The organism is Kocuria atrinae, from assembly GCF_039531425.1.
Lineage (GTDB): Bacteria > Actinomycetota > Actinomycetes > Actinomycetales > Micrococcaceae > Kocuria > Kocuria atrinae.
In genome coordinates this window covers 87,963-109,972 of sequence record NZ_BAAAQA010000017.1, presented here as the reverse complement: position 1 = coordinate 109,972, position 22,010 = coordinate 87,963, and the positions used below count along the sequence as shown (strand labels likewise).

20 protein-coding genes are annotated in these 22,010 nt (G+C 64.3%); 9 read left to right on the top strand and 11 right to left on the bottom strand.

What is annotated here, in order from left to right; translation table 11 throughout:
- The first annotated feature begins 30 nt into the window (after positions 1-30).
- Entirely contained in the window at positions 31-1,461 is a 1,431-nt protein-coding gene (locus tag ABD283_RS09215) for a PAS domain-containing protein (protein ID WP_344224695.1), read from the top strand.
- Positions 1,462-1,548: 87 nt separating this feature from the next.
- Here the strand turns inward: ABD283_RS09215 and ABD283_RS09210 are convergent, their stop codons facing one another.
- A complete protein-coding gene (locus ABD283_RS09210) occupies positions 1,549-2,187 on the bottom strand; it encodes an HD domain-containing protein (protein WP_344224694.1) in 639 nt (212 codons plus the stop codon).
- Positions 2,188-2,294: 107 nt separating this feature from the next.
- Here ABD283_RS09210 and ABD283_RS09205 point away from each other — a divergent pair, with 107 nt between their 5' ends.
- Positions 2,295-3,257, top strand: coding sequence for a GlxA family transcriptional regulator (locus ABD283_RS09205; RefSeq protein WP_344224693.1), 963 nt, complete (start codon positions 2,295-2,297; stop codon positions 3,255-3,257).
- 42 nt (positions 3,258-3,299) lie between these two features.
- Here the strand turns inward: ABD283_RS09205 and ABD283_RS09200 are convergent, their stop codons facing one another.
- Genes ABD283_RS09200 through rsmA form a run of 4 tightly spaced genes read right to left on the bottom strand, consistent with a single transcriptional unit; the run spans position 3,300 to position 7,124 of the window.
- Complete coding sequence (locus ABD283_RS09200) at positions 3,300-3,593, bottom strand: antibiotic biosynthesis monooxygenase family protein (protein ID WP_344224692.1); 294 nt, start codon at positions 3,591-3,593, stop codon at positions 3,300-3,302.
- 6 nt (positions 3,594-3,599) lie between these two features.
- Positions 3,600-5,105: an RNB domain-containing ribonuclease gene (locus ABD283_RS09195; protein ID WP_344224691.1), complete on the bottom strand. Its 1,506-nt coding sequence runs from the start codon at positions 5,103-5,105 to the stop codon at positions 3,600-3,602.
- Between the two features lie 43 nt (positions 5,106-5,148).
- Complete coding sequence (locus ABD283_RS09190) at positions 5,149-6,162, bottom strand: 4-(cytidine 5'-diphospho)-2-C-methyl-D-erythritol kinase (RefSeq protein WP_344224690.1); 1,014 nt, start codon at positions 6,160-6,162, stop codon at positions 5,149-5,151.
- Entirely contained in the window at positions 6,159-7,124 is a 966-nt protein-coding gene (gene rsmA / locus ABD283_RS09185; protein ID WP_344224689.1) for a 16S rRNA (adenine(1518)-N(6)/adenine(1519)-N(6))-dimethyltransferase RsmA, read from the bottom strand. Before rsmA ends, ABD283_RS09190 begins: the two co-directional genes overlap by 4 nt.
- Positions 7,125-7,496: 372 nt before the next feature.
- Here rsmA and ABD283_RS09180 point away from each other — a divergent pair, with 372 nt between their 5' ends.
- Positions 7,497-8,498, top strand: a complete 1,002-nt coding sequence (locus ABD283_RS09180) for a hypothetical protein (RefSeq protein ID WP_344224688.1) — start codon at positions 7,497-7,499, stop codon at positions 8,496-8,498.
- A 239-nt stretch (positions 8,499-8,737) separates the two neighbouring features.
- Here ABD283_RS09180 and ABD283_RS09175 read toward each other — a convergent pair whose 3' ends face one another.
- On the bottom strand, positions 8,738-9,739 hold the full coding sequence (locus ABD283_RS09175; protein ID WP_344224687.1) for a TatD family hydrolase: 1,002 nt from the start codon (positions 9,737-9,739) through the stop codon (positions 8,738-8,740).
- 143 nt (positions 9,740-9,882) lie between these two features.
- Here ABD283_RS09175 and ABD283_RS09170 point away from each other — a divergent pair, with 143 nt between their 5' ends.
- The 4 genes from ABD283_RS09170 (at position 9,883) to ABD283_RS09155 (ending at position 14,956) form a co-directional block, all read left to right on the top strand.
- Complete coding sequence (locus tag ABD283_RS09170; RefSeq protein ID WP_344224686.1) at positions 9,883-10,833, top strand: AAA family ATPase; 951 nt, start codon at positions 9,883-9,885, stop codon at positions 10,831-10,833.
- Entirely contained in the window at positions 10,830-12,254 is a 1,425-nt protein-coding gene (locus tag ABD283_RS09165) for a DUF58 domain-containing protein (RefSeq protein WP_344224685.1), read from the top strand. The genes ABD283_RS09170 and ABD283_RS09165 overlap by 4 nt, the downstream gene beginning before the upstream one ends.
- Positions 12,251-14,629: a transglutaminase TgpA family protein gene (locus ABD283_RS09160; protein WP_344224684.1), complete on the top strand. Its 2,379-nt coding sequence runs from the start codon at positions 12,251-12,253 to the stop codon at positions 14,627-14,629. The genes ABD283_RS09165 and ABD283_RS09160 overlap by 4 nt, the downstream gene beginning before the upstream one ends.
- Positions 14,630-14,767: 138 nt before the next feature.
- On the top strand, positions 14,768-14,956 hold the full coding sequence (locus tag ABD283_RS09155; RefSeq protein WP_344224683.1) for a hypothetical protein: 189 nt from the start codon (positions 14,768-14,770) through the stop codon (positions 14,954-14,956).
- Between the two features lie 38 nt (positions 14,957-14,994).
- Here the strand turns inward: ABD283_RS09155 and rsmI are convergent, their stop codons facing one another.
- A complete protein-coding gene (rsmI, locus tag ABD283_RS09150) occupies positions 14,995-15,897 on the bottom strand; it encodes a 16S rRNA (cytidine(1402)-2'-O)-methyltransferase (RefSeq protein WP_425552824.1) in 903 nt (300 codons plus the stop codon).
- A 98-nt stretch (positions 15,898-15,995) separates the two neighbouring features.
- Between rsmI and ABD283_RS09145 the strand changes: the two genes are divergently transcribed.
- On the top strand, positions 15,996-17,603 hold the full coding sequence (locus ABD283_RS09145; protein WP_344224682.1) for a dolichyl-phosphate-mannose--protein mannosyltransferase: 1,608 nt from the start codon (positions 15,996-15,998) through the stop codon (positions 17,601-17,603).
- A 208-nt stretch (positions 17,604-17,811) separates the two neighbouring features.
- Here the strand turns inward: ABD283_RS09145 and ABD283_RS09140 are convergent, their stop codons facing one another.
- The 4 genes from ABD283_RS09140 to ABD283_RS09125 form a co-directional block, all read right to left on the bottom strand.
- A complete protein-coding gene (locus ABD283_RS09140; RefSeq protein WP_344224681.1) occupies positions 17,812-18,633 on the bottom strand; it encodes a TIGR01906 family membrane protein in 822 nt (273 codons plus the stop codon).
- An 8-nt stretch (positions 18,634-18,641) separates the two neighbouring features.
- Positions 18,642-19,874 carry a L,D-transpeptidase gene (locus ABD283_RS09135; protein WP_344224680.1) on the bottom strand — a complete coding sequence of 411 codons (1,233 nt, stop codon included), beginning with the start codon at positions 19,872-19,874 and terminating at the stop codon, positions 18,642-18,644.
- 79 nt (positions 19,875-19,953) lie between these two features.
- Positions 19,954-20,436, bottom strand: a complete 483-nt coding sequence (locus ABD283_RS09130) for a DUF3499 domain-containing protein (RefSeq protein WP_344224679.1) — start codon at positions 20,434-20,436, stop codon at positions 19,954-19,956.
- An 8-nt stretch (positions 20,437-20,444) separates the two neighbouring features.
- The gene (locus tag ABD283_RS09125; RefSeq protein WP_344224678.1) at positions 20,445-21,047 is read right to left on the bottom strand and encodes a WhiB family transcriptional regulator; all 603 of its coding nucleotides are present in this window, start codon (positions 21,045-21,047) and stop codon (positions 20,445-20,447) included.
- A gap of 232 nt (positions 21,048-21,279) precedes the next feature.
- On the opposite strand from ABD283_RS09125, the gene ABD283_RS09120 reads away from it, so the two are divergent.
- Positions 21,280-21,999: a TIGR03089 family protein gene (locus tag ABD283_RS09120; protein ID WP_344224677.1), complete on the top strand. Its 720-nt coding sequence runs from the start codon at positions 21,280-21,282 to the stop codon at positions 21,997-21,999.
- The last annotated feature ends 11 nt before the right edge of the window (positions 22,000-22,010 follow it).

The following is a 22,010-nucleotide window of genomic DNA, read 5'->3' as shown; positions in this document are numbered from 1 at the left end:
ACATGCGACGAACGCATCTCAGGGGGAGATATGTCAGAGCACGCGCCCAAGCGACCGGAACTCACCGATGAGCGCCATGAATTCGGCATCGAGGAAATGTTCTTCTCGACCACTGATGCCAAGGGCGTGATCACCAACGCCAACGATGTGTTCGTGCGTATCAGCCATTACGGCGAGGATGAGCTTATGGGCGCGCCGCACAACATTTTGCGCCACCCCGAAATGCCCGCGGCCGCGTTCAAGTTCATGTGGGACGAGCTCCAAGCGGGCCGCAAGTTCTGCGCGTACGTGCGCAACCTGGCCGCCGACGGCGCAACCTACGACGTGTTCGCCACCGTGGTTCCCGTGGGCGATTCCTACCTCTCGGTGCGTACCCGGCCGCTTCGCCAGGATCTGTGGGACGTGGTGTGCGAGCAGTACAAGGCCACCTTGGATGTCGAAAAGGCTCACAGGGATGGCAACTCACGCCATCAGGTAGCCGTTTTGGGCGCCCAAGACCTGGGCGCTCGCGTTGGTTCCTTGGGATTCAGCGGCGTGGCGGATCTGTGCGCTCAGCTGCTGATTGCCGAGGTCCAGGAACACAGCGCGCAGTCCTCGCTCCTCCCCGACCGCCCCGATGCGACCGGCGCGGTAGGACAGCTACTTCACATCACGCGCAACATCGAAGGCCAGGTCACGGGCCTGATCTCCCGACTCGAAGAGTACGGTGCCTTGGTCGCGCGGCTGCGGGCCGCCCATGACGACGTCGCTCCGACCGTTCAGCGCGTCCGCGACCTGCGCGATGCCGTCCACACGGGCACGGACAAATTGGCGCCCGATGCAACCGAGAACCCAACCCAGGACTCGGCCGGTGACGCAGCGGCGTCGTCTTCGGAGGAGACCGCTGCGCTGCAGGAAACCCTGCGGCACCTGGCCGAGGTCATCGATGACCGTGTGGCGACCGCGCTGACCGGATATGAGAATCTGCCGGATCAGCTGGCAGAGTTGGCCGGTGCGATCGACGAGATGCGCGCGGACATTGCCCTGCTGCGACTGCACAATTCGATGGTCGGGCGACTTGCCCTGGAGCTCCTGGACGGCAAGTCCACGCAGGCATTCACCGCGGTTCCGCTGCTGTGTGACGCTCTGACGGAAGGTGCCAACCGAACTGCGTCGCGGGTGGCCAAGGCCCGCGAACTGACGCAGGCAATTCCGGAGATCCTGTCCTCCGCAATTGCCGGTGTGGACCGTTCGCGCCGCCAGCTCAACAAATGGGCGGGGACCACCGAACGCTTCGACAATGCGCAGGACGTGGCCGAAGAACGTGAGTACGTGGAGACGCAGTCTCAGACGGGCTTCGATGAGTTGAACGAGCTGTCCGCGTTGGGTGCCAAGTGCACGTTCCTGACCATGCCGTTCGATGCGGACTCCATGACCGCGAACGTAGCGGGGATCCGTGGGGCTCTGGAGCAGCTGAAGTAGCGAGGCCTTGAGAGAAAGAGGCCGTCCACTTCCGCAATGAAGTGGACGGCCTCAATCAGGCCGCAGCAATGGCGCTGCCCCGAGAGATCACTCGCTCCAGTCGTTGCTCTTGATGATCTCCACGAAGTTGTCGCGCTTAAAGTCCGGGTTGAAATGTTCCAGGACATCCGCGTTCATGTTGCCGAACGTGGAGTGCGGGCGGTGCACGTTGCCGTCATTGAAAGCATTGAGGATCCGGTTCTTGAAGTCCGGACGGGGGTGGGCTTCCACCACGGCGTTGCGCTGTTCGTCGGACAGGTCATCCAAGTGCATACCGAGCACATCGGTTTCCACTCCGGCGCTGACCAGCGCGATCTCCGGAGAGAGGAACTCAGGAACGCCCGGGGTGGTGTGCAGGGCAATGGCCAGCCACGCGTCATGGGCACGCTGCGCGGAAGTGCCGTGATCCAGCAAGAACTCCTTCACAGCGTTCGCGCCGTCGACCTCGAAGCGGAGCTTGGAGTCCATGTAACCGTCGGTCAGACCCATGTCGTGGAACATGGCGCCCGCGTAAAGCAGCTCGTGATCCACGGACAGATTGCGCACCTGTCCCTGGAACGCACCGAAGAAAAACACGCGACGGGAGTGGTGATAGAGCAGATCGTTCTCGGTGTCACGGATGTACTCGGTGACCTCACGGGTCAGCTTGGTATCGGGAACGGAAATGCCTGCAATGGTGTCAGTCATGGTGATGCTCCTTTTCGATAGGTTCATTGATCAGTCTGGTTTCTTTTGCTCCACGAAGCCATGGACATGAAGCCACCAATCCCTGAAATTCGGACATACTGGGGTGCATGCCCCACAACCACCGAGTCGTTTTCCTCGCTTTTCCCGGCGCCAAGATGCTGGACGTAACCGGCCCCGCCGAGGTCTTCGCGGACGCGAATTTGCACGGCGCACAGTACTCACTGAGCTACGTTTCACCGCGCGGCGGCAACGTGCTGACCACGGTGGGTACGCCGCTGGTCACCGAGGCGGCGTCGGCAGCGATGGACAGCGGTCCGATCGACACGCTGATTGTGGCCGGCGGCGAATGCCTGGTGGATCAACCGATACCGGATGAGTTGATCGCCACGGCTCGTGAACTGGCCAACCGTTCCCATCGCGTGGCGAGCGTGTGCACGGGCGCGTTCGTGCTGGCCAAGGCGGGCCTGCTCAACAAGCGGCGCGCGACCACCCACTGGCTGCATACCGATCGGTTGGCTCGCGAGCACCCGGAGATCAATGTGCTCCCGGATGCCCTGTACACCCAGGACGGTCCGGTGTTCACGAGCGCAGGGGTGTCCTCCGGGATCGATCTGGCGCTGGCCCTGGTCAACGCTGATCACGGCGAGGAACTCGCGCGCAACGTGTCTCGCGGCCTGGTGGTCTACATGCAGCGTGCGGGTGGACAATCCCAGTTCTCGGCTGCCCTGCGTTGGCCGAGCCCATCAACGCCAGGCCTGAAGAAAGCCGTCGACGCCGTGACATCGGACCCGGGTGCCGAGCACTCCGTGGGATCGCTGGCCGCGTTGGTGAATGTCAGCGAGCGCCACCTGACCAGGCTGTTCAAAGCGGAACTGAACCTCACGCCGTCGAAATTCATAGAGCACGTGCGCCTGGACTCGGCCAAGGCGCTGCTGGATGCCGGGCACACCGTCACGGAGACGGCGCGGCTCGCGGGCTTCGGCAGCGACGAGAATCTGCGGCGGTCGTTCACCCTGCGCTACGGCCTGGCGCCCAGCTACTACCGCGGCCGGTTCAACACCGCCCGCTGACCCTCTACAGGGCCAGCGGGCAGTGGTTCCATCGTCAGTTGGTTAGAGCTCGACGACCTCGAACTCGAGCAGACTGGCTCCGGTGGCAACGGGCTTGCGATCCTGACCGGCGTGAGCCTGACGAGCGTTACCGTCGCGCCACGCCGCGAAGTCTTCCTCGGTGGCCCACGTGGTCACCACGAAGTAGCGGTTGTCCCCCGCCACCGGGCGCAGCAGCTGGAAGCCTTCGAAGCCCGGCTCGGAATCCACGGAATGCTTGCGCGCAGCGAAGCGCTTCTCGAGTTCGGGGCCGGCACCTTCCGGGACCTCGATGGCATTGATCTTGACGACGGACATTCGCGCCTACCTTTCGGTTGTGGATGTACTTCCGACACTAGCTGCGCCTGATGAACCGGTGCTGGACGACGGTGCCAATTCGCTGGGTTGGAGGAGTTCGAATCGCGATTGACCGTTTCCCGTCTCGGCCGCAACAAGTCGCACACGAATCTCCTGGCCGAACGGTAAATCGACGCCTTTGATGCCGGCCTCGACCGCGGGTTTCCTGATGATGAACCGTCCCTTCTCGCCGGTCTCGTCGACCTCGACCACGGTTCCCGTGAACTCCTGCCCCACGTGCGGGGACAGCATGAACGTCTCCACCATATTCACGATGCCCCGCTCGTAGGCGGACGCCTTCCGGTTGGACGCCTCCATCTCCTTGGGCAACTGCGGCAAGGCAGCCGTGACCCATTCGGGAACCAGTTCTCCTGCGCTCACTGCCAGGCATACTTCACTCGCATAGCGATCGACGAGCCGCCGCAGCGGGGCCGTCACGTGCGCGTAGTGCGTGGCCAGGGCTGCGTGTTGGGCGTTCTCCGGGGTTTCACCGTTGAAGCCCAAATACCCAGCCCCGCGGAACAGCAGGGTGCACGAGTACAGCATGGCAGCGTGGTCGGGGCGTTCCGGGTCCAGGGTGCGCACGAACTCGGGGTAGTCCATCTCGGACGGCCACTCGATGCGCAGCGCCTTGGCGGTTTCGCGAAGTTTCCGCAACGAGGCGTTGTCGGCGGGTGGCAAGGTGCGGAGCAAGCCAACGCCGGCCTCGAGCATGATCTCCGCGGCGGCCATGCCGGTGAGCAGCGAGATCTGAGCGTTCCACCCCTCGACCGGCAGCGCGGAACGATGCACGATGTGCCACTCGCCGTTGGTGGTTTCGACCTCCTGTTCGGGGATCTGCAGGCTCACGCCGCCGCGCTCGTGCTCGATCTGCTCACGGAGTTGCCCCACGGTCTTGAGAAGTTGGAGCGATTCGGAGGCGGTGCCGTGATCGAGGGCCTCCTGCACCTCGCGATAGGTGAGCTGTGCGCGGCTGCGGACCAAGGCCCGTTGGACAGTGCGGGCTGTCTGATGCCCCGTGGCATCCAACGTGAGCTGCCACAGCACCGCGGGGCGCGTCTCGTTCTCGAGCAAACTCGCTGCGTCTTCCGAGAGCTCCGGCGGATGCAGCGGAGTGCGCTGATGAGGTCCGTACAAGGTCTGCCCGCGGACATGGGCTTCCACGTCAATGGCGTCCCCTGGGTTCACGAATGCAGCGACATCCGCGATGGCGTACCAAACGGTGAAACCCGTCTCTGTAGCCTCGATGAACACCGCCTGGTCCAGGTCCCGAGACCCCTCGGGGTCGACGGTCACGAACTCGAGATCGGTTCGATCCAGCTCAGGAAAGCGAGGATTGCTCGCGGCGTGGCGAGCGGCGTCGTGAACCTCGGGCGAAAAGTCCTCGGGGATGTCGAGGTCTTGGCGAAGTTTCTCCAGGCCCTCAACGAGTGGCTTGGGCACGGCTTGAACCTGGTGGGGACGGATGGGCATGCTGTCTCCTCACGTCAGGGGCCGCGTGCGCGGACGCATTGGTCTAGATTGTGCCCCACTCAGGGATCAGTTGGGCACCCTCCACCGGCCCGGAGGTCGAAAAGGCGTGTCGGTGCTCGCGGCGCAGGCCTTTGACCAGGTCCTCCGCAGCGTCAGCGGATTCCGCGAGGAAACACACCGTGGGGCCCGACCCGGAGATCCAGCCTGCGAGCGCCCCCAGGTCTACGCCGTGGTTGAGCAGCGTGGCCAATTCAGGCAGCAGCTCCAGGGCGGGCGACTGGAGGTCGTTGCGGACCCAGGTGGCCACTCCGGGAGCGTCACCGGCGGCCGCCGCGCGCACGAGGGCTGGGTTCAGGGGGTTCGGTTGGGCACTGGCCACTTGGACCTGGGTGCCCCTGCTCGCACGGTCCCATTCCCGGAACACCGCCGGGGTGGACAGCCCCTGATCCTGGGGCACGAAGACCAGATGCAGCTGGTTCGTCGATTCGACGGCACGGAGGTCATCACCCTTGCCCCGGCCTTCGGCCATGCCGCCAAGGTTCATGAAGGGGACATCGGCCCCGAGGTCCGCACCGAGGCTCATGAGCCGATGGTTGCCGAGCCGCGGCTGATCGAGGTGCTTGGCCAGCAGAGCGTCCACGGCAACGAGGGCCGCCGCGGCATCCGCGGACCCGCCACCCATGCCACCGGCCACTGGCACGGCCTTGTCGATACGCAGCTCAATGCCAGGATTGCCGCCGTGGGCAGCACACACCGCCAGCGCAGCGCGCACCGCGAGGTTCGAATCGTCGAGGGGGATATCCGACAAGCGTGCTGCACCGGACTGGATCATCTCCGCGTACTCGCTACCCGGAGCCGGAGACACCGTGACAGCAACGCCACTCCCCCGCCGGGCCACGTGTGTGTTGATCGCTGCGGTCACAGTTTCGCGTACGTCCACGGCAATGAACAGGGTTTCCAGCGGGTGGTAGCCGTCCGGAGTGGGATCGCCGACGTGCAGCGCCAGGTTGGTCTTCGCGGGGGCCGTTGCCGAGGCCCTCAGTCCGACGGGGCTCATGCCTGATTCTCCGTGGTCGGCTCGGCCGGGGCTTCGTAGGATGCTGATTTCTGCTGCTGGCCTGGCTGTTGCTGTGCCCGCGCTTCGGATGCCGGCACCGTTGCCGCGGCCTGCGCAATCCGGGCGAAGGCCTTCTCGTCCAGCTTCTCTCCGCGTTCGATCGGTTCGATTCCGGCGGCGCGCAGGATCTGTTCCGCCCTCGCGCCGGAGCCCGCCCAGCTGCTCAACGCCGCTCGCAGTGTCTTACGCCGCTGGGCAAAGGCCGCATCGATCACCGCGAAGACCTCTTTGCGCAATGACTCATCAACCGGCGGATCACGGCGTTCGAACCGCACCAGCCCCGAGGCGATCTTGGGCGCCGGCCAGAACACGTTCTTGCCGATCACCCCCGCCTTGGAGACCTCCGCGTACCAGTTCGCTTTGACCGACGGCACCCCGTAGACCCGCGATCCCGGTCCCGCCGCGAGGCGATCCGCGACCTCGTCCTGCACCATGACCAGTCCATGGCGCACGGTGGGGAACGTCTCGAGGATGTGCAGCAGCACGGGCACGGCCACGTTGTACGGCAGGTTGGCCACGAGCGCCGTCGGCGGGGTGTCCCCCGGCAGGTCGGTGACGCGCGCGGCGTCCTCGAGCACAACGTTGAGGCGAGAGGCGGCCTCGGGATAGAACCGCTCCACCGTTTCCGGGAGCTGCGCGGCAAGCGGCGGGTCGATCTCCACCGCAGTCACTGCCGACGACGCCGCCAGCAGACCCAGCGTCAGCGACCCCAACCCGGGCCCCACCTCCAGGACATGTTCGTCCGAGGTGAGGTGCGCCGTAGCCACGATCCGCCTGATGGTGTTGGGATCGATCACGAAGTTCTGACCGAGCGTCTTGGTGGGGCGAATGCCCGCTCGCTCGGCCAGCTCTCGAATTTCTGCGGGGCCCAGGAGGGGGCCGTCAAGGCTCTGGTCGGTCACCGGTTCATCCTACGTTGATTGGGTGGTGATCATCCCTCAAGGGAAGTCGAGTGACCGGTGGATTGACGGGGTCCATATGAGGATGAGGGGGGCAATGGGACACCGGTGACATTTCGGGCAGAGGTTCGCATGATCTCGGCGGCCGTGAACATATAGGAAAGAGTTTCGTAGAAATAACCGGGGTTTTAGCGCGTATCTCTTCCTCAAATGTCAGTGGCACTAGGGCCTCATACGTAGGCGTTCACTTGGGCGGTTGGACTCTGTGGATAACGCCCATGACAGTGGCTCACTCAGTAGATTCTGGTCATGTCTGGACCCACTCCCGCATATCGTCCTGATGCGACCACTCTGTATCGCGGCCCTCGACCACTCGTGGCGGAAACAGCCCGCTGGTCCAACCGCACAGAACGGTTGCACCGAGATCCGGAGATGCATCAGCTCGTCTACGGCCATTGGTTCCGAGCGGACGCACCGGTAAGTCACCTACAGCGGACCGTTCTGCTGCAGAGGCAACTTGGTACCCCGAGTTCCATCGTCCGGATCACCGGCACAGCGGCGCTCAAATTGTTGAATCTGCCCGATGGGGACCACTACAAGTGGGCCAACCGAATTTTCGCTCATCCTGAGCCGCCGCGCGGTGGTGAACTTCGACACCATCAGAAACGCGTCCATCAATTGTCATGGGACGGTGATCGAAGGCGTACTTCCCTTGATGACGTGAAGTTGACCAAGTCGTATGGCCTGAATTCGTTTCAGGGACCGTGGGAATCGGTGCTTGTTCACCCCATTGAGGCGTTGGTAGTTGCCGCGCCAATGATGGATCGATGGTCGATCACCGCCGCTCTTGACGCGATGCTTTGCAGCGATCGACTGAAGCGAGTTGGAGCATCCGACCCGGAGGTGTTCACGGTCGAATCCATCCGAGAGGCGTTGGCGTTACTGCCGCCAGCCTCACGAGCAGTCCGAGAAGTTCATCGAGCACTGGCTGATATTCAGTACCCGACCTGGTCAGCGATGGAGACGCTGACGCGTATGCTCGCGCTGGCGTGTGGGATTCCTCGGCCCATCATGAACTTCCGAGTGGAGACTCCTAAGGGCCATAGCATTCTGGATTCCGCCTGGCCCGAGCACATGACCGCGGTTGAGTTCAACGGCCGCGATCACAGCCAAGATCACGCGACGTATAAAGACGAGATGTACCGGAACGAAGTTCTCCGAGATCTTGGGTGGAAGTTGAGAATCGTGTCCTTCGACGACCTGCGCGTTATGGGTCGCCTCGCCGAGTGGCTGACGTGGCTCGGTGGACACCTCGGCGTCGAGCCGGATCTGAGCCGAGTGATCGGTAGAACCATCGAGCCATTTGAGCCGTGGTAACCGCCGCCCAGTGACGTTGGCGTCAGGAGATGGTGGCTCGCACGTACGGAAGCCCTTGCACAACGTGAACATCTAGCGCAGAGGTTCGCGCTTTACACGGGTCAGAAACATCCCTGGCAGAGGTTCGCACCAAAACTGCGGAGATCGCTACGAACCTCGTCCTCAAATGTCAGCGGCCCGGAATCCCTGCGAAACTCTGCCTCAGATGTCACCCGCGTCCGAATTCCCTAGACCGGCCCCTAGAACTGCCCGTACACCTTCTCCGAGTTGGCCCAAATCTGCTGGCACAGCTCCTCGAGATCCGCGGAGAGGATTTCGGCCATGCCGCGCACCGTGTAGTTGACCATGTAGGGGGCATTGGGGCGTCCGCGGAACGGGTGCGGGGTGAGGAACGGAGCATCCGTTTCGGTCAGGATGAGTGAACGGTCGGCTTCGAGCAATGCGGCTTTCAAGGACTTGGCGTTCTTGAACGTGACCGTGCCCGCGAAGGACATGTACCAGCCGTTCTCATTGCAGATCCGCGCCAATTCGGGATCGCCGGAAAAGCAGTGGAACACGGTGCGTTCGGGTGCCCCGACCTCGCGTAGAACGCTCACCACGTCGTCGTGGGCTTCTCGGTCGTGGATCTGCATGGCCAGGTCATACTTCTTGGCGAATTCGATGTGTGCCTTGAAGGATTCTTCTTGCGCCGCATACCCGTCTTCGGAGGTGTGCACATGGTCCAGTCCGGTCTCCCCGATGCAGCGCACGCGATCCTCGGTAGCCAGTGCCTCGATCTCCGCCAATGCGTCGGACAGAGAACCGGAGGCGGCGAGCGGGGGCGCCTCGTTCGGGTGCAACGCCACAGCAGCCAACACACCCGGTACGGACTGCGCGGCGGAGACGGCGAAGCGCGACGATTCGACATCACAGCCGGCCTGGACAACGCCGCGAACGGAAGCGGTCTGCGCGACATCCATCGCGTCCATGACCGACACCCGAACCAGTCCGTCCTGCATATCCAGGTGGGTGTGGTTGTCCACCACCGGGTGCGCCAGTGGCTCGGGTAGTGCGGGGAACTCGACGTTGCGGCGTCGACCGTCGCGGTCGGTGAGCGCACGACGCTCGGTTCCTTCACCGCTCTCCACCGAATCCGGCAATTGGTACCACTCGGACGAATAGGCCGCGGGAGTGGTTCCCGGTTCGGGCTGAGGGCGCTGCTGGGTGTCCCACAACGTGGTGGCAATAGGCGTTTCGATCACCCGCCCACGATACGTCGGGCACGGCCGTTGAAACACCCCGATCGAGGCACGCCCGTTCAACATGGCCCATGGGCCGGTTCTATGCGAGAGAATAAGAACCAATCACTCAACTTACACAGCGATTTCTCACGAGACGAGGAACCATGGAGCAGTTCTCCACTTACACCCAGGCCATTCTGGACCGCATGAATTCGGTGATCGATGGCAAGCCCACCGAGACCCGCACCGCGCTCACGGTTCTGTTGGCCGGAGGGCACCTGCTCGTGGAGGACGTCCCCGGTGTGGGTAAGACCATGTTGGCCCGTACTCTGGCGGGCGCCATCGGCGGCTCGGTGAGCCGAATCCAGTTCACCCCGGACCTGCTGCCCACCGACATCACGGGCGTTTCGGTCTACGACCAGGTGCGGCGTGAGTTCGAGTTCAAGCCGGGCCCGGTGTTCGCGAACCTGGTGATCGGTGACGAGATCAACCGTGCTTCGGCCAAGACCCAGTCCGCGTTGCTGGAGGCCATGGCCGAATCTCAGGTGACCGCGGACGGCACCACTTATCAACTGGCCACCCCGTTCATGGTGGTCGCCACGCAGAACCCGGTCGAGATGGACGGTACGTTCCCGCTCCCCGAAGCCCAGCGCGACCGTTTCACCGCCCGTATTTCCATGGGCTACCCGGACGCTGACGCCGAGGTGCACATGCTCGCCGGCCACGGCTCTGGGTCCCCGCTCAAGGACCTGCAGCCGGTCGTGGACATCAATCAGGCCACCCAGTTGGTCGAATATGTCCGTTCATTGCACGTCTCAACCGCTGTGCGCCGCTACATCGTGTCCCTGTGCCAGGCCACGCGTCACCACCCGCACTTGCGCCTGGGCGCCAGCCCCCGCGCGGCACTCCAAATGCAGGCGGCAGCTCGCGCCGAGTCCGCTCTGGCCGGCCGCAACCACGTGCTTCCGGACGACGTCAAGGCCATTGCCGTCCCCGTGCTCGCCCACCGTCTGCTGCTCGAGCGCCGTTCCGGTACCGACAGCGCCCAGGACGTGGTGCGCGCCATTCTCGACGACGTCCGCGTACCCACCGAAGACGGCTCCGGCACTCGATGAGCAACGCCGCCCCCACTGCCGAGGCACGGGTCGATTCCCGCGCCAAGTTCACGGTGCGCGGCTGGTGTTTCCTGGTCGCGGCCGTCGTGTGCCTGGCCGCCGCCACGTGGCTGGGCCGCAAGGACGTGCTCGCGCTGTCCTTGTTCCTGGGCATGCTCCCCCTGTTCTCCTCCCTCGCGATGTGGCTGATTAAACCTCGCGTACTGCTCAAACGGTCCGTGGATCCGGCCCTTGTCACGGTCGGCGACGCCGCCTCGGTCGCCTTGCGCGTGCGGCGTCGTTCGCAATTCGGTTCCCGACGCCGCGCTGCCGCCTCCGGCTCGACCACTCACGATCGCGCGGCGGTTGAGGTGCACGAGAAGGTGGACCCGCAGCTGGGCAAGGACCAGGATTTCTCGGTTCCCGTCTCTGGCGTGCCCGTGGAGTACACGGTGCGCCCGCGGCGTCGTGGAATGCATGAATTGGGTCCGGCGACCGTGCGGGTCCAGGACCCCTTCGGCGTGGTGACCGAGCTGCTGGATGTGGCCGAACGCACCACCCTGCAGGTGGCCCCGGACACCGAAGACCTCACCGAACTGGGCGCGTCCCGGGTCCGCGAGACCGGTGGTGACCCATCCCGCCGCGCCATGCCACAACCCGGTCCGGACAACGTGACCACCCGCGAGTACCGCCACGGCGATCCCATGCGACGAGTGCACTGGGCGGCGTCGGCAAAGCACGGCGAGCTCATGGTGCGCCAGGAAGACCCGCGCAGCACCCGCAAGGCCGTGCTCGTACTGGACATGGCGCAGGAACACTGGCCCGGCGAGCGCGTCTGGGCGGGCATCCTGCCCTCCACCGAGCAGTTCGAATGGGGCGTTCGCGCCACGGCGTCCATCCTGGATCACCTGACCCGGCGCGAGACCGTGGTCTACGCACTGGATGATCAGGGCCGGGCGCTGCCGCACGGTGACATGGAGAGCACCGATCAGCGTGACACGTCCGTCACGGACAACACCGCCATCGAGGTGGTGCACGGTTTGGCGCAGGCCGCACTCGTGTCCCGTCCCGAACCGGATGCCGCGACCGATCCGCTGACCACCCGCTTCGAGCGTGAAGCACTCACCCACCCCCTCTTACTCATTACGGGCAAGCTGTCCCCAGAAGCTGCGCGCCGCTACGTGACAGCGGCCAAGGCCAACGTGGCCGGTTCAGTGATCATGGTGCTCGATTCGCCCCTGACTCGTCCCGAGAGCGCTGACATTCTGGAAACCTCCGGTTGGTCCGTGGTGCTCGTGAGCCGCTGGACGGACATCGACGCCGCGTGGACCTCCATCCTGGACGGCGCCACCCTTCTGGACCCGCCGCCCTCCGCGCCCGGGGTCGAACAGTTGAACATGGACCACGTGATGGGGCACTTCCGATCGAGGACAACCGCATGAGCCACACCGCCGCACCGGCCACACCACGGGGTAATCACGAACCTGTCGGGCAGGTCGAATCTCCGGAAGCATCCGCCGCATCGACGGGCCCCGAACAACCCCGGAACCAACGTGCACCGCGCATGTCGATCATCCCGCTGCACGTATTGCTCTTGGCGAGTATCGCCCTGGGTTGCGTGGGCATGGCCGGGGCGCTCGCCGGTTTCTGGTGGGTCCTGCCCGTGGCCGTCACCGTGGTGATTGTCCTGCTGGTCACCGCGGCCGCACGTTGGCTCCGACTGCCCTCTGCCGTGGTGACCGTTCTGGGCCTCGCTGCCCTGCTGCTGGCGCTCACTGTCATGCACGGGAGCGATCACGCTCTTCTGGGGTTCATTCCGACTCCTGAGACGTTTTCCGCTGCGGGGCAGCTGTGGAGCGAGTCCGGCTCGTTCGTGTCCCGACAGTCCGCGCCGTACGGGCAGAATGCCGGTCTCGCCCTGGTCCTGAGCGCTCTGGTCGGCCTGGTGGCCGTGTTCATGGAAACTGCTTTGCTGGGTCTGCGCATGGCAGGCCTGGCGTGTGTGGGCATCTTGGCACTGCTCGTGGTGCCCGCGCTGACCCTGCCTGGCAGTGTTTCGATGTGGGGCCTGGGTGCCGCGATCATCGCAGCACTGGCCCTGCTCGCGGGTTCTCGGTTGTGGGGTGCCACCCGGCAACAGCGCATCGCTCCGACTCCCGGCGGCCTGCCACGGGCATTGTTGGTGATTGTGGGTGTCCTGGGCGTGACCCTGCTCGTTCCCACCGTGATGCCCGGCTTCTTCAGTGGCGCGTTCCCACAGGGCAGCTCGTTCAATGCCGAACGCGCTGCGGGCGTGGGACCGTTGCGCGCGGTCGGACAGGATCTGCGCGACAGTGAACGAGTTCAGCGCTTCAGCTACACCACCTCGGACGGCCAGCCCAAGTACATGCGCCTCATGGCCCTGTCCGACTTCTCACAGTCCGAGTTCTTCCCTCAGACCGACAACCTGGAAGAGGGTCTGGACGGCATTGCTGACCCCGAAACCAATCCGGTCTCCCGCGAGAACTCCGTCACGACCAAGGTCACGTTCGAGGACTACAGCGAGCACTGGCTCCCGGCCCCGTACGCACCTACCGAGTTCTCCGGTATCGGCAACGAGGGCTGGTCCTGGAACCCCCGTGTCCTGTCGGTCTACAGTGCGGCGTCGGACATGTCCGGGGGCACGTTTACTGTGACGTCCTCGGCGCCGCAGGCGACACCCGAAGCGATGCGTTCCGCCGCGTCTTCGGGCGCCAACGATGAGATGGCCGACTACATGCGGCTCCCCAACGACATGCCCGAGTCGATCAGCGATGCTGCCCGCCAGCTCACGGACGGCGCTGAGAACGACTACGACCGGGCTCTTGCCCTGCAGAACGGACTGCGCGACAGCTTTCAGTACGACGTGAACGCCCCGCTCGCCCAGGGCTATGACGCCGGGGGCATGGACAGCATGGAGCAGTTCATGGAGACCCGCACGGGGTATGCCGGTCATTTTGCCCCCGCAATGGCTTTGATGGCGCGCGAGGTCGGTATCCCCGCACGCGTAGCGGTCGGCTACTTGCCTACCGCCCCGGTCGAGGACCCGCAGGGGGGCGAGCACTTCGAGGTGGGAACCGGCGATGCGCATGCCTGGCCCGAGCTCTACTTCCAGGGTGTTGGGTGGGTGCGTTTCGAGCCCACTCCCGGCATTCCCACGACACCTGAGTACGCCCCCGAGTCCGGTAACGAACCCGGCGAGGATGCGTCCGGTCAGCCTGATGAGACACCCAGCGAAGAGCCTTCGCAGCCGCAAGAGCCGACCTCGGAATCCACTGACGAGCAGAGCCAACCACCCGCTCCGGAGACTCCTGAACCGGAGGAGGCCCAGCAGGACACCAACACGGGCCTCATGATTCCGATCTGGGTTCTGGTACTCGGCGGCGTGCTGCTGCTTCTTTTGCTCCTGGCGGCACTGCCCCGGCTTGTGCGCGGACGACGCCGCCGGGCTCGGTTGGCAGACATGGCCAACACCTCGCTCTCGCCCCAGGATCGGGCGAATGCTGCCTGGGACGAATTGGAGGACCTGTCCGTGGACCACGGCGGCTCGCCCAAGGACTCGGACACTCCGCGCGTGCGGGCCCGTCGTATGGCGGCCGGTATCCCGGCGGCGTCGGAGGCGGTGGATCGGATCGTCTCGGACGTGGAACACGCCAGCTACGCAGCCCCGGACGCCTCGTGGAAGCCTTCAGCTTCTGCAGCGGACCTCGGCAAGGTGCACGACGAACTCATGCACCGCGCCAGCGGCGGTCAGCGGTTCCGCGCCACGTGGTGGCCTGCCTCGGTTTTCCGGCGCTGATGATCCGTTGCTGATACACAGAGAGCCGCCCGTAGACGGGCGGCTCTCTGTGTATCAACCTGCGGGAAAAACGTCCGTGGTTTACTGGCCTCTATCGAATCATCGTGCTGTTTCTAGCCTCCGATGAAAGGAGGTCGAATGTCAGCGTTCGCCACCATTCTCATCGTGACGTCCGTGATCTTTGTTGTCGTGATGACAGCCGTCATCGTGTTCTTGATCAAGTTGCGCCGTCAGAAAACGTCCGGAACCGGCGCGGCAACGCGGGCCCCCTACGGCCGCGACTTCGGCCACCGGGCAGATCGAACCCAGGATGGGCATCACAGCTGAATCACGGACCCGTTGCCGGGTGAGCGCAGGGACGATCGTCAGCGCTGACCGCGGGCCGCGATCACCGCGTCATAGAGCTGACGTGTGCTCACGCCGGCGTCCGTGGCGATTTGGCGAGCGGCGGCCTTGAGTTTGATGTCGCTGGTAGCCACGAGTTTTTCGACATCGGCCACCAGGTCCTCGGGTTCCGGGGCTTCTGCGGCGGCGGCACCGTGAACGACCACCGCGATTTCACCCCGCACCTGATTGTTCTGGGCCCACTCGGTAAGACCGGCGAGATCATCGCGCAGCACTTCCTCGTGAAGTTTGGTGAGTTCACGGCACACGACTGCCTGGCGATCGCCGCCGAGTCCGTCTCGCAGCGCTTCCAGCATCGCTGCCAGACGATGCGGTGATTCGTAGAAGACCATGGTCCGGCGTTCTTCGGCCAGCGTCTTGAGGTGGGTGGCCCGCTCCCCCGCCTTGCGCGGCAGGAACCCCTCGAACGTGAAACGATCCGTGGGCAACCCCGATACGGCAAGCGCAGCCAACACCGCGGAAGGCCCGGGGATCACGGTCACCCGCAGTCCGGCTTGTGCCGCGGCGCGCGTGACGGGGAAACCCGGGTCGGACACCGTGGGCATGCCGGCATCGGAGAGCACGGCGACAACGTTTCCCGCGCGAACCAGATCCAGGATCTCTGCGACCCGCTCGTTCTCATTATGCTCATGGTGGGTCATCACGCGACCGGTGAAATGAACATCCAGTCCCGCGGCCAGACGGTGCAGCGTTCGGGTGTCCTCCACGGCCAGCACATCAGCGGTGCGGAGGATCTCCAACAAGCGCGGGGACGCGTCCGAGAGGTTCCCAATGGGCGTGCCCACGACCACCACTGCGCCCCGGTCGGAGTGCGCCGGAGAAGACTGGGGGGATTCTTGAGGCGTTGATTCTTGCGAGCTCACACCCAGTACTCTACGAACCCTGTCCAATCGGCGGCTGAGAACCGCCGAAAACCCCGCCGTGAACAGGGGGATTCAGTGTCAGCGCCTACCATGATTGAGTGCATCTGACTGCTTCCCAGCCGGTGACCCGCGGCCCCTCCACAGACCTCCGTGGTCTCTTGCTGCCCGCGGTGACTCAGTTGCCCAGGCTGTGGTGGGTTCCTTTGCTCATCGTGACCGTGTTGGGAGGCGTGCTGCGGTTCGTCAACCTGTCCTGGCCGCCCGCCGTGGTCTTCGACGAGACCTATTACCTCAAGGATTCTTACTCACTGCTGCTCAATGGGACGGAGCAGCAGTGGCCCTCCGATGCGGACGAAGCCTTTGCCGCTGGCAAGCCGCCCGCCAACCTGGATGAGCCCTCTTTCGTGGTGCATCCCCCGGTCGGCAAATGGCTGATTGCCGGTGGTCTCTGGTTGTTCGGCGCGGACGACCCCTTCGGATGGCGTTTCTCCGCCGCATTATTCGGCACACTGTCCATCGCGTTGATCTTCACCGCTGCATGGCTGCTTTTCCGCTCGATCACTTTGGCGACCGCCGCCGGCCTGCTGACGAGTTTGGACGGTTTGCACCTCGTCGAATCCAGGCTGGCCCTGCTGGACATCTTTTTAATGTTCTTCGTGCTCCTCGCCTTCGTGTTCCTCCTCCTCGACCGCAATCACGGTCGACGCCGTCTGGTCGCCCGGTTCTCGCCCCACGGGTTAGGTCCCTGGCTGGGTATCCGATGGTGGCGGATCGCCGCGGGAGTGGCCTGCGGTCTCGCAGTGGGTGTGAAATGGAACGCCCTGTTCATGGTGGCCGCCCTGGGAATTATCACGGTTCTGTGGGACATGAACGCCCGCCGGATCGCCGGTGTGAAGCACTGGTTCTGGGGAGCTGTGATCAAGGACGGGCTGCCCGCCTTCGTGGCCATGATCGGTACGGGCCTGGTGGTTTACGTGATCACGTGGACCGGCTGGCTCACCACTGCCAACGGATATCACCGGCAATGGGCCGAGCAGAACCCCGGCGAAGGCCTCCAATGGCTGCCGCCCGCGTTGCGCTCACTCTGGGAGTACCACGTGGCCGCGTACTCGTTCCATGCAGGCCTCGACAGTGAGCACATGTACATGGCCGGCCCAGCGCTGTGGCCTATCTTGGCTCGGCCCACTTCGTACTTCTACGAATCCCCCGAGCGCGGTGTGGACGGGTGCACCGTGGACTCGTGCTCGCAAGCCATTTTGAATCAGGGCAACCCCGCCATCTGGTGGGTGGGCATCGCCGCGGTCCTGTTCGCGCTGGTCCTGTGGATCGTGAAGCGTGATTGGCGCTTCGGAGGTCTCCTGGGGATGTACGCGGCCGCGTACCTGCCGTGGTTCTTGTACCCGGATCGCACCATGTTCTACTTCTACGCGCTCGCGTACTTCCCGTTCATGGTGCTCATCATCGTGGGGGTCTTGGGCGTCCTCACCGGTCGCGTGGGTGTCGCGCCGTTCGGAGACACCGCTGGAACGCCCACCGCCCGCAATCGCTTCATCTCCCGGGTGTGGGGCCACCGCTGGACCACCGTGGGGCTCGTGTTCATGAGTCTGGTGGTCGTGTGCGCCGTCTTCTTCTGGCCCGTGTGGACCGGGCAGACCATCCCCTACGACCACTGGCGGTGGCGCATGTGGTTCGATTCCTGGATCTAGGCGCTCGCTGATACTCCTCCATCTGGTGCGTCCATTTGGTGCGCCGTGAGAACCCTCGGACGCGTCTGGTGCAGTGTGGGGACCTTCTCGATCCGCTCCAGAGGCTCTAGCGGCACCTCATTCGTCATGCAGGGGCCTTGGGACGCCTCGGGTGCAAGAACGCCGCCCGCCAGTGTCGGCGGGCGGCGTCCTGATGAGAATAGAACGACTAGGCCCAGGGGGCGGAACGGCCCTCGGGATCGCGGTTCGCTCGGCCCTCTGCAGACGGTGCGCCTTGGTTGTCGTGATCCTCACGATCAGCACCCTCGCCAACGGCGGCACGCTCACCGCGGGACGCAGAACGCATCCTCGGACGTGTGATCAGCATGGTCACGAAAGCACCGATCACGGCCAACAAGGCAACGGCTATCGCGGCGTCCATCCAGAACTGCGTGGGGTACAGGCGTATGAGGGTGTCGGTGATCCGGAACGTCCATGAGCCGGCGTCGAAGAACAGCGAATGGAACAGGGCGAAGAACGTCTCCCACGCCAGCACCGCCACAACCAGCAGAACCACCAGTAAGGCAACGGTCAACCATGCCCCGAAGAACAGCGCACCGGAGGCGGCCCCGGGGGCCCGGCGGCGCAGGTAGAGGCAGCTGATCACGCTCAGCACCAGGAGGATCAACGCCACCAGGAAGCCCCACTGGATCACGTGTTGCACGTCGGTCATGTGAGAGACCTCTTGGTCCTGGAACAGCATGCCACCTTCATCGCTGAGCAGACCGCCCAGGTATTCGGGCGGGGCGAAGTTCATGATGTAATCCAGCCCGTAGGACCCGTAGGTCATGCGCTGTTCGGTGCTCATCCCCCAATGATCGGCGGGGAAACCCGGGCGGTGGTACTCGATCCACAAGAACAACGGGGTGGCTACGAGCCGTACCCCCAGGGCGATCAGGAGAATCGGGAACGCCAGCGCCAGGAAGACTTGTTGGATGCGGGGAAATTTCGCCTCGCGGGGACGCTTGACCGCCTTGGTGGAAGAGCTCACCGGGGATATCACCAGTTTCCGTGCCAGTTTTCGTCTGAGTACTTGTCAAAGGGAATGTTCCAGTCACCGTAGCCGTCGTCCGGATCGGCCTGCGGGTAACCGGTGTTGACCACTTCCACCATGTCACCGGGGCGGAACGTGTCAAAAATGTACTTGGCGCCATCAACGGGCATGCCCACGCAGCCGTGGGACACGTTCACGACGCCCAGCACGGGCATAGCCGAGGGCAGCGCCTGGTGAATGAACTCCCCGCTCCACGTCAAACGGGCCACATTCGAGGCGTTGAAGGGTTCGTAGTAGTGCGGATCCCCGGGTGAAAGGTCCAAGGATGAGGGCTTGAATTCATAAGATTCTGCCTGCTCAATGATGACCTTCTTACCCGTTGTTGACGGCCATTCCGGGTTGCCCAGGGTCACGGGCCATTCGCCGGTCTTCTTGCCGTTTTCGTAGGCCACCAATGTCTTGGTGTTGTTGTCCACGTACGCGCGGTGCTCGGGGCCGGTGCTGAAATTTACGGTCTGGTTCTCGTTACCGATCATCCCGTTGCCCACGTCCTTGCCGAGCAATTCGATGGCCACCTTCACCTTGGAATCAGGAGCCCACGGTTCGGTGGGCCGGTAACGGAGTTTGGTGTCCGAGTACCAGCGGAAGGCTCCGTCTTGGTCCCCGCCCCCGTTGACCGTCACGGCCTTCTCGATCTCTTCCTTGTTGAGGATGGGTTCGGATAAATCGAATTCGACGACCTGCCAGAGTCCGTAGGTACCGCCGTCCCGAACGTTCATCCGAACATCCATCTCGTGGGCGGCGTCCACCGTGGAGAAAGCGGAGGTGCCCTCCGCAGTGCGGCCGTTGTTGTCCGCCGAGTACGTCACGGTGTAGGCGGCGTCGAACTCCAGGGGCTTGTTGGAGGTCCATGTGGTGCCGTCCTCGGACAGCTCCCCCGCGGCTTCTTCACCCTCGTCGGAAACCACCGACACGTCCGTCAGCTTGCCCTGTTCCGCTGTCACGGTGACCGGGTCCACGGGGTTGACCATCGCGGTATCCGCCGCCGGGGCCACGGTCACGGTGGGTTCCGCAGCCGCTTCAGTGGCAGCAGAGGCTCCATCAGATGACGAAGCGGAACCTACGCCGTCGCCCCCGGATCCTGTACCGCACGCGGCCAGGGTCAACACGCTGAAACCGGCCAAACCGGTGATGGCGCGCGTGCGCCACGTGCTCTTTCGGTGGGATTGGGGGGCCATGGTGAACCTCACTTCGCGTGGCTGGATCTCATCCAGACTGCCCGGTTACCGCCCCAACAACAAGTTGACTTCGGATGGACTACGGGCGGCGTAGATGGGCGCGCCGCATACTGGGCGGCATGGGTGCGGACCTGAATTCCGGTGCGGCTTGCGGCTTTGCTGAGTGATCCTCGCCGGGCTCTTGGGTTTCACCGGACTCTGCGGGCGCGCGATTGAATGAAACGTCTCGCAACACACGTCCGGTCGTGCCCATTCCGGGGCGTTGCGGTGAGGGAGAGCGACGCCGCGCGGCCGGTTCATCGTCACGCACGGCCTCGACCACGGCGTCCAGGTCGTCGCGGTTCCAGCCGTCCGGGGATTCCAGACGCACTACACGCCATCCCCGAGGTGCGGTCATCCGGTCAGCATGAAACGCGCACAAGTCATATGCGTGCGGTTCGGAACGGGCGGACAACGCCCCGATCACAGCGGTGGAGTCCGAGTACACGTAGGTCAGGGTGCAGACGGCCGCCCGGGAACAGGTCTGGCGGCTGCAGCTGCGCTGAGGAAGATCTTCGCTCATGCGCTTGCTCAGCGTCCCCGGCGGCGCAGCCTGCGGCGTTCGCGTTCGGAGAGCCCGCCCCAAATGCCGAACTTCTCGTCATTGGACATCGCGTAGTCCAAGCATTCTCCGCTCACGGGGCACGCCTCGCACACGCGTTTGGCGTCACGGGTGGAGCCACCCTTTTCGGGGAAGAACGCTTCGGGGTCGGTTTGAGCGCACAGGGCATCGGTCTGCCAGGCGAGTTCACCTTCGGCATCGCCCTCGCTCACGGAGTACAAGCCGGCAACGGCCTGCCATACGGAAGCGTCCACACTCTGCGGATCGTGAACGTCCACGTCGGTGAGGTTCTGGGGAACCGGCGGCTGCGCGGGGGTCTGCGCCACGGGTTCAGAGGGGTCGGCGCTACGGCGATCGGAACGCAACATGACGTCGCCAGCGGATTCGGGGTGAGCGGCCAAGAAGGCGCTCGCAAGATCATCCAAGGTAGTGACTTCCATGGCGGACCCGCCACGTGCCTGATCCACGGGATCAACGAACCAATCCGCGGGGATCACCTCGTGTGCGTTTCCACGGCCCTGCTCGGCGGTGTCCTCGTGATCGTTGAAGTGGCGGCGTGCGGCCTCTCCCATGTCAGTCCTTCCGTCCGACGCAAAAGCGATGTGGTGCCCGTGGCCTGCCCATTCGAGCCGCAGGGAACCAACCGCTTCAGGCGAGGGATTGGTCCGCTCGGCCCGAAGCGGACCCCCTAATTACACGCGTGTAAGTCCCATGTAGTCAAGCTGGGTTCGGAAGACTTGCAGATTTGACCGGCGTGCCGTCAGTGTGGTCAAAGGACCGTCACTTACCCTAAGGAGTTTCCGCGTGAGAAGCACACCGACTACGTTCGCCCAGGCCCTGGGGCAGCTTTCCGAGCGCCCCACACCGGCCCTCATCTGGCGGGACGGACACGATCGCGTGGAACTCTCCGGCCGAGTACTGGTCAATTGGGTGGAGAAATCCGCGAGCCTCCTGGTCGACGAATTGGACGTTGAATCCGGCCAGCTCGTCACCATTTCCTCGCGCCAACACTGGCGCCTCGTGGTTCTGGCCCTCGCAGCGTTGCGAGTGGGCGCCTCGGTCCGCTTCACCGAGAATTCCGCCGACGACGCCGCCGTCCACGCGGCGCTCGAGGGTCACCTCAAGGTCGACGTTCCCGCGGAACACGTCATGGCTGTGGCGGCCCCCGCACTTGCCTTCGCATGTGAACAGCCCACTCCGGATCCGGTCATCGACTTCTGTGCCGAGGTCCGATCATTTCCTGATGTGTACATGGGCTTGGAAGAACCTGAGGACGGCGATCACGCCTTGCCAGAGGTCGGAATCACGCACGGTGAGCTGCTTGCGGAGGCCGCGGGAGCGGCGTCGGCGACCGAGGACTCCACGGTGTACCTGCCGTTGACCGGCGGATGGGACGATCGAGCGCTGCTGACCACGCTCGGGGTATTGCTGCGCGGTGGTGCAGTGCTGCTGGCCGCGAATGCAGCGGATGTTACGCCGGATGTCCTGGCACAGGAAAAGGCTGTCCCGCTGCTGGCCGATTGAGCGAACGAGCC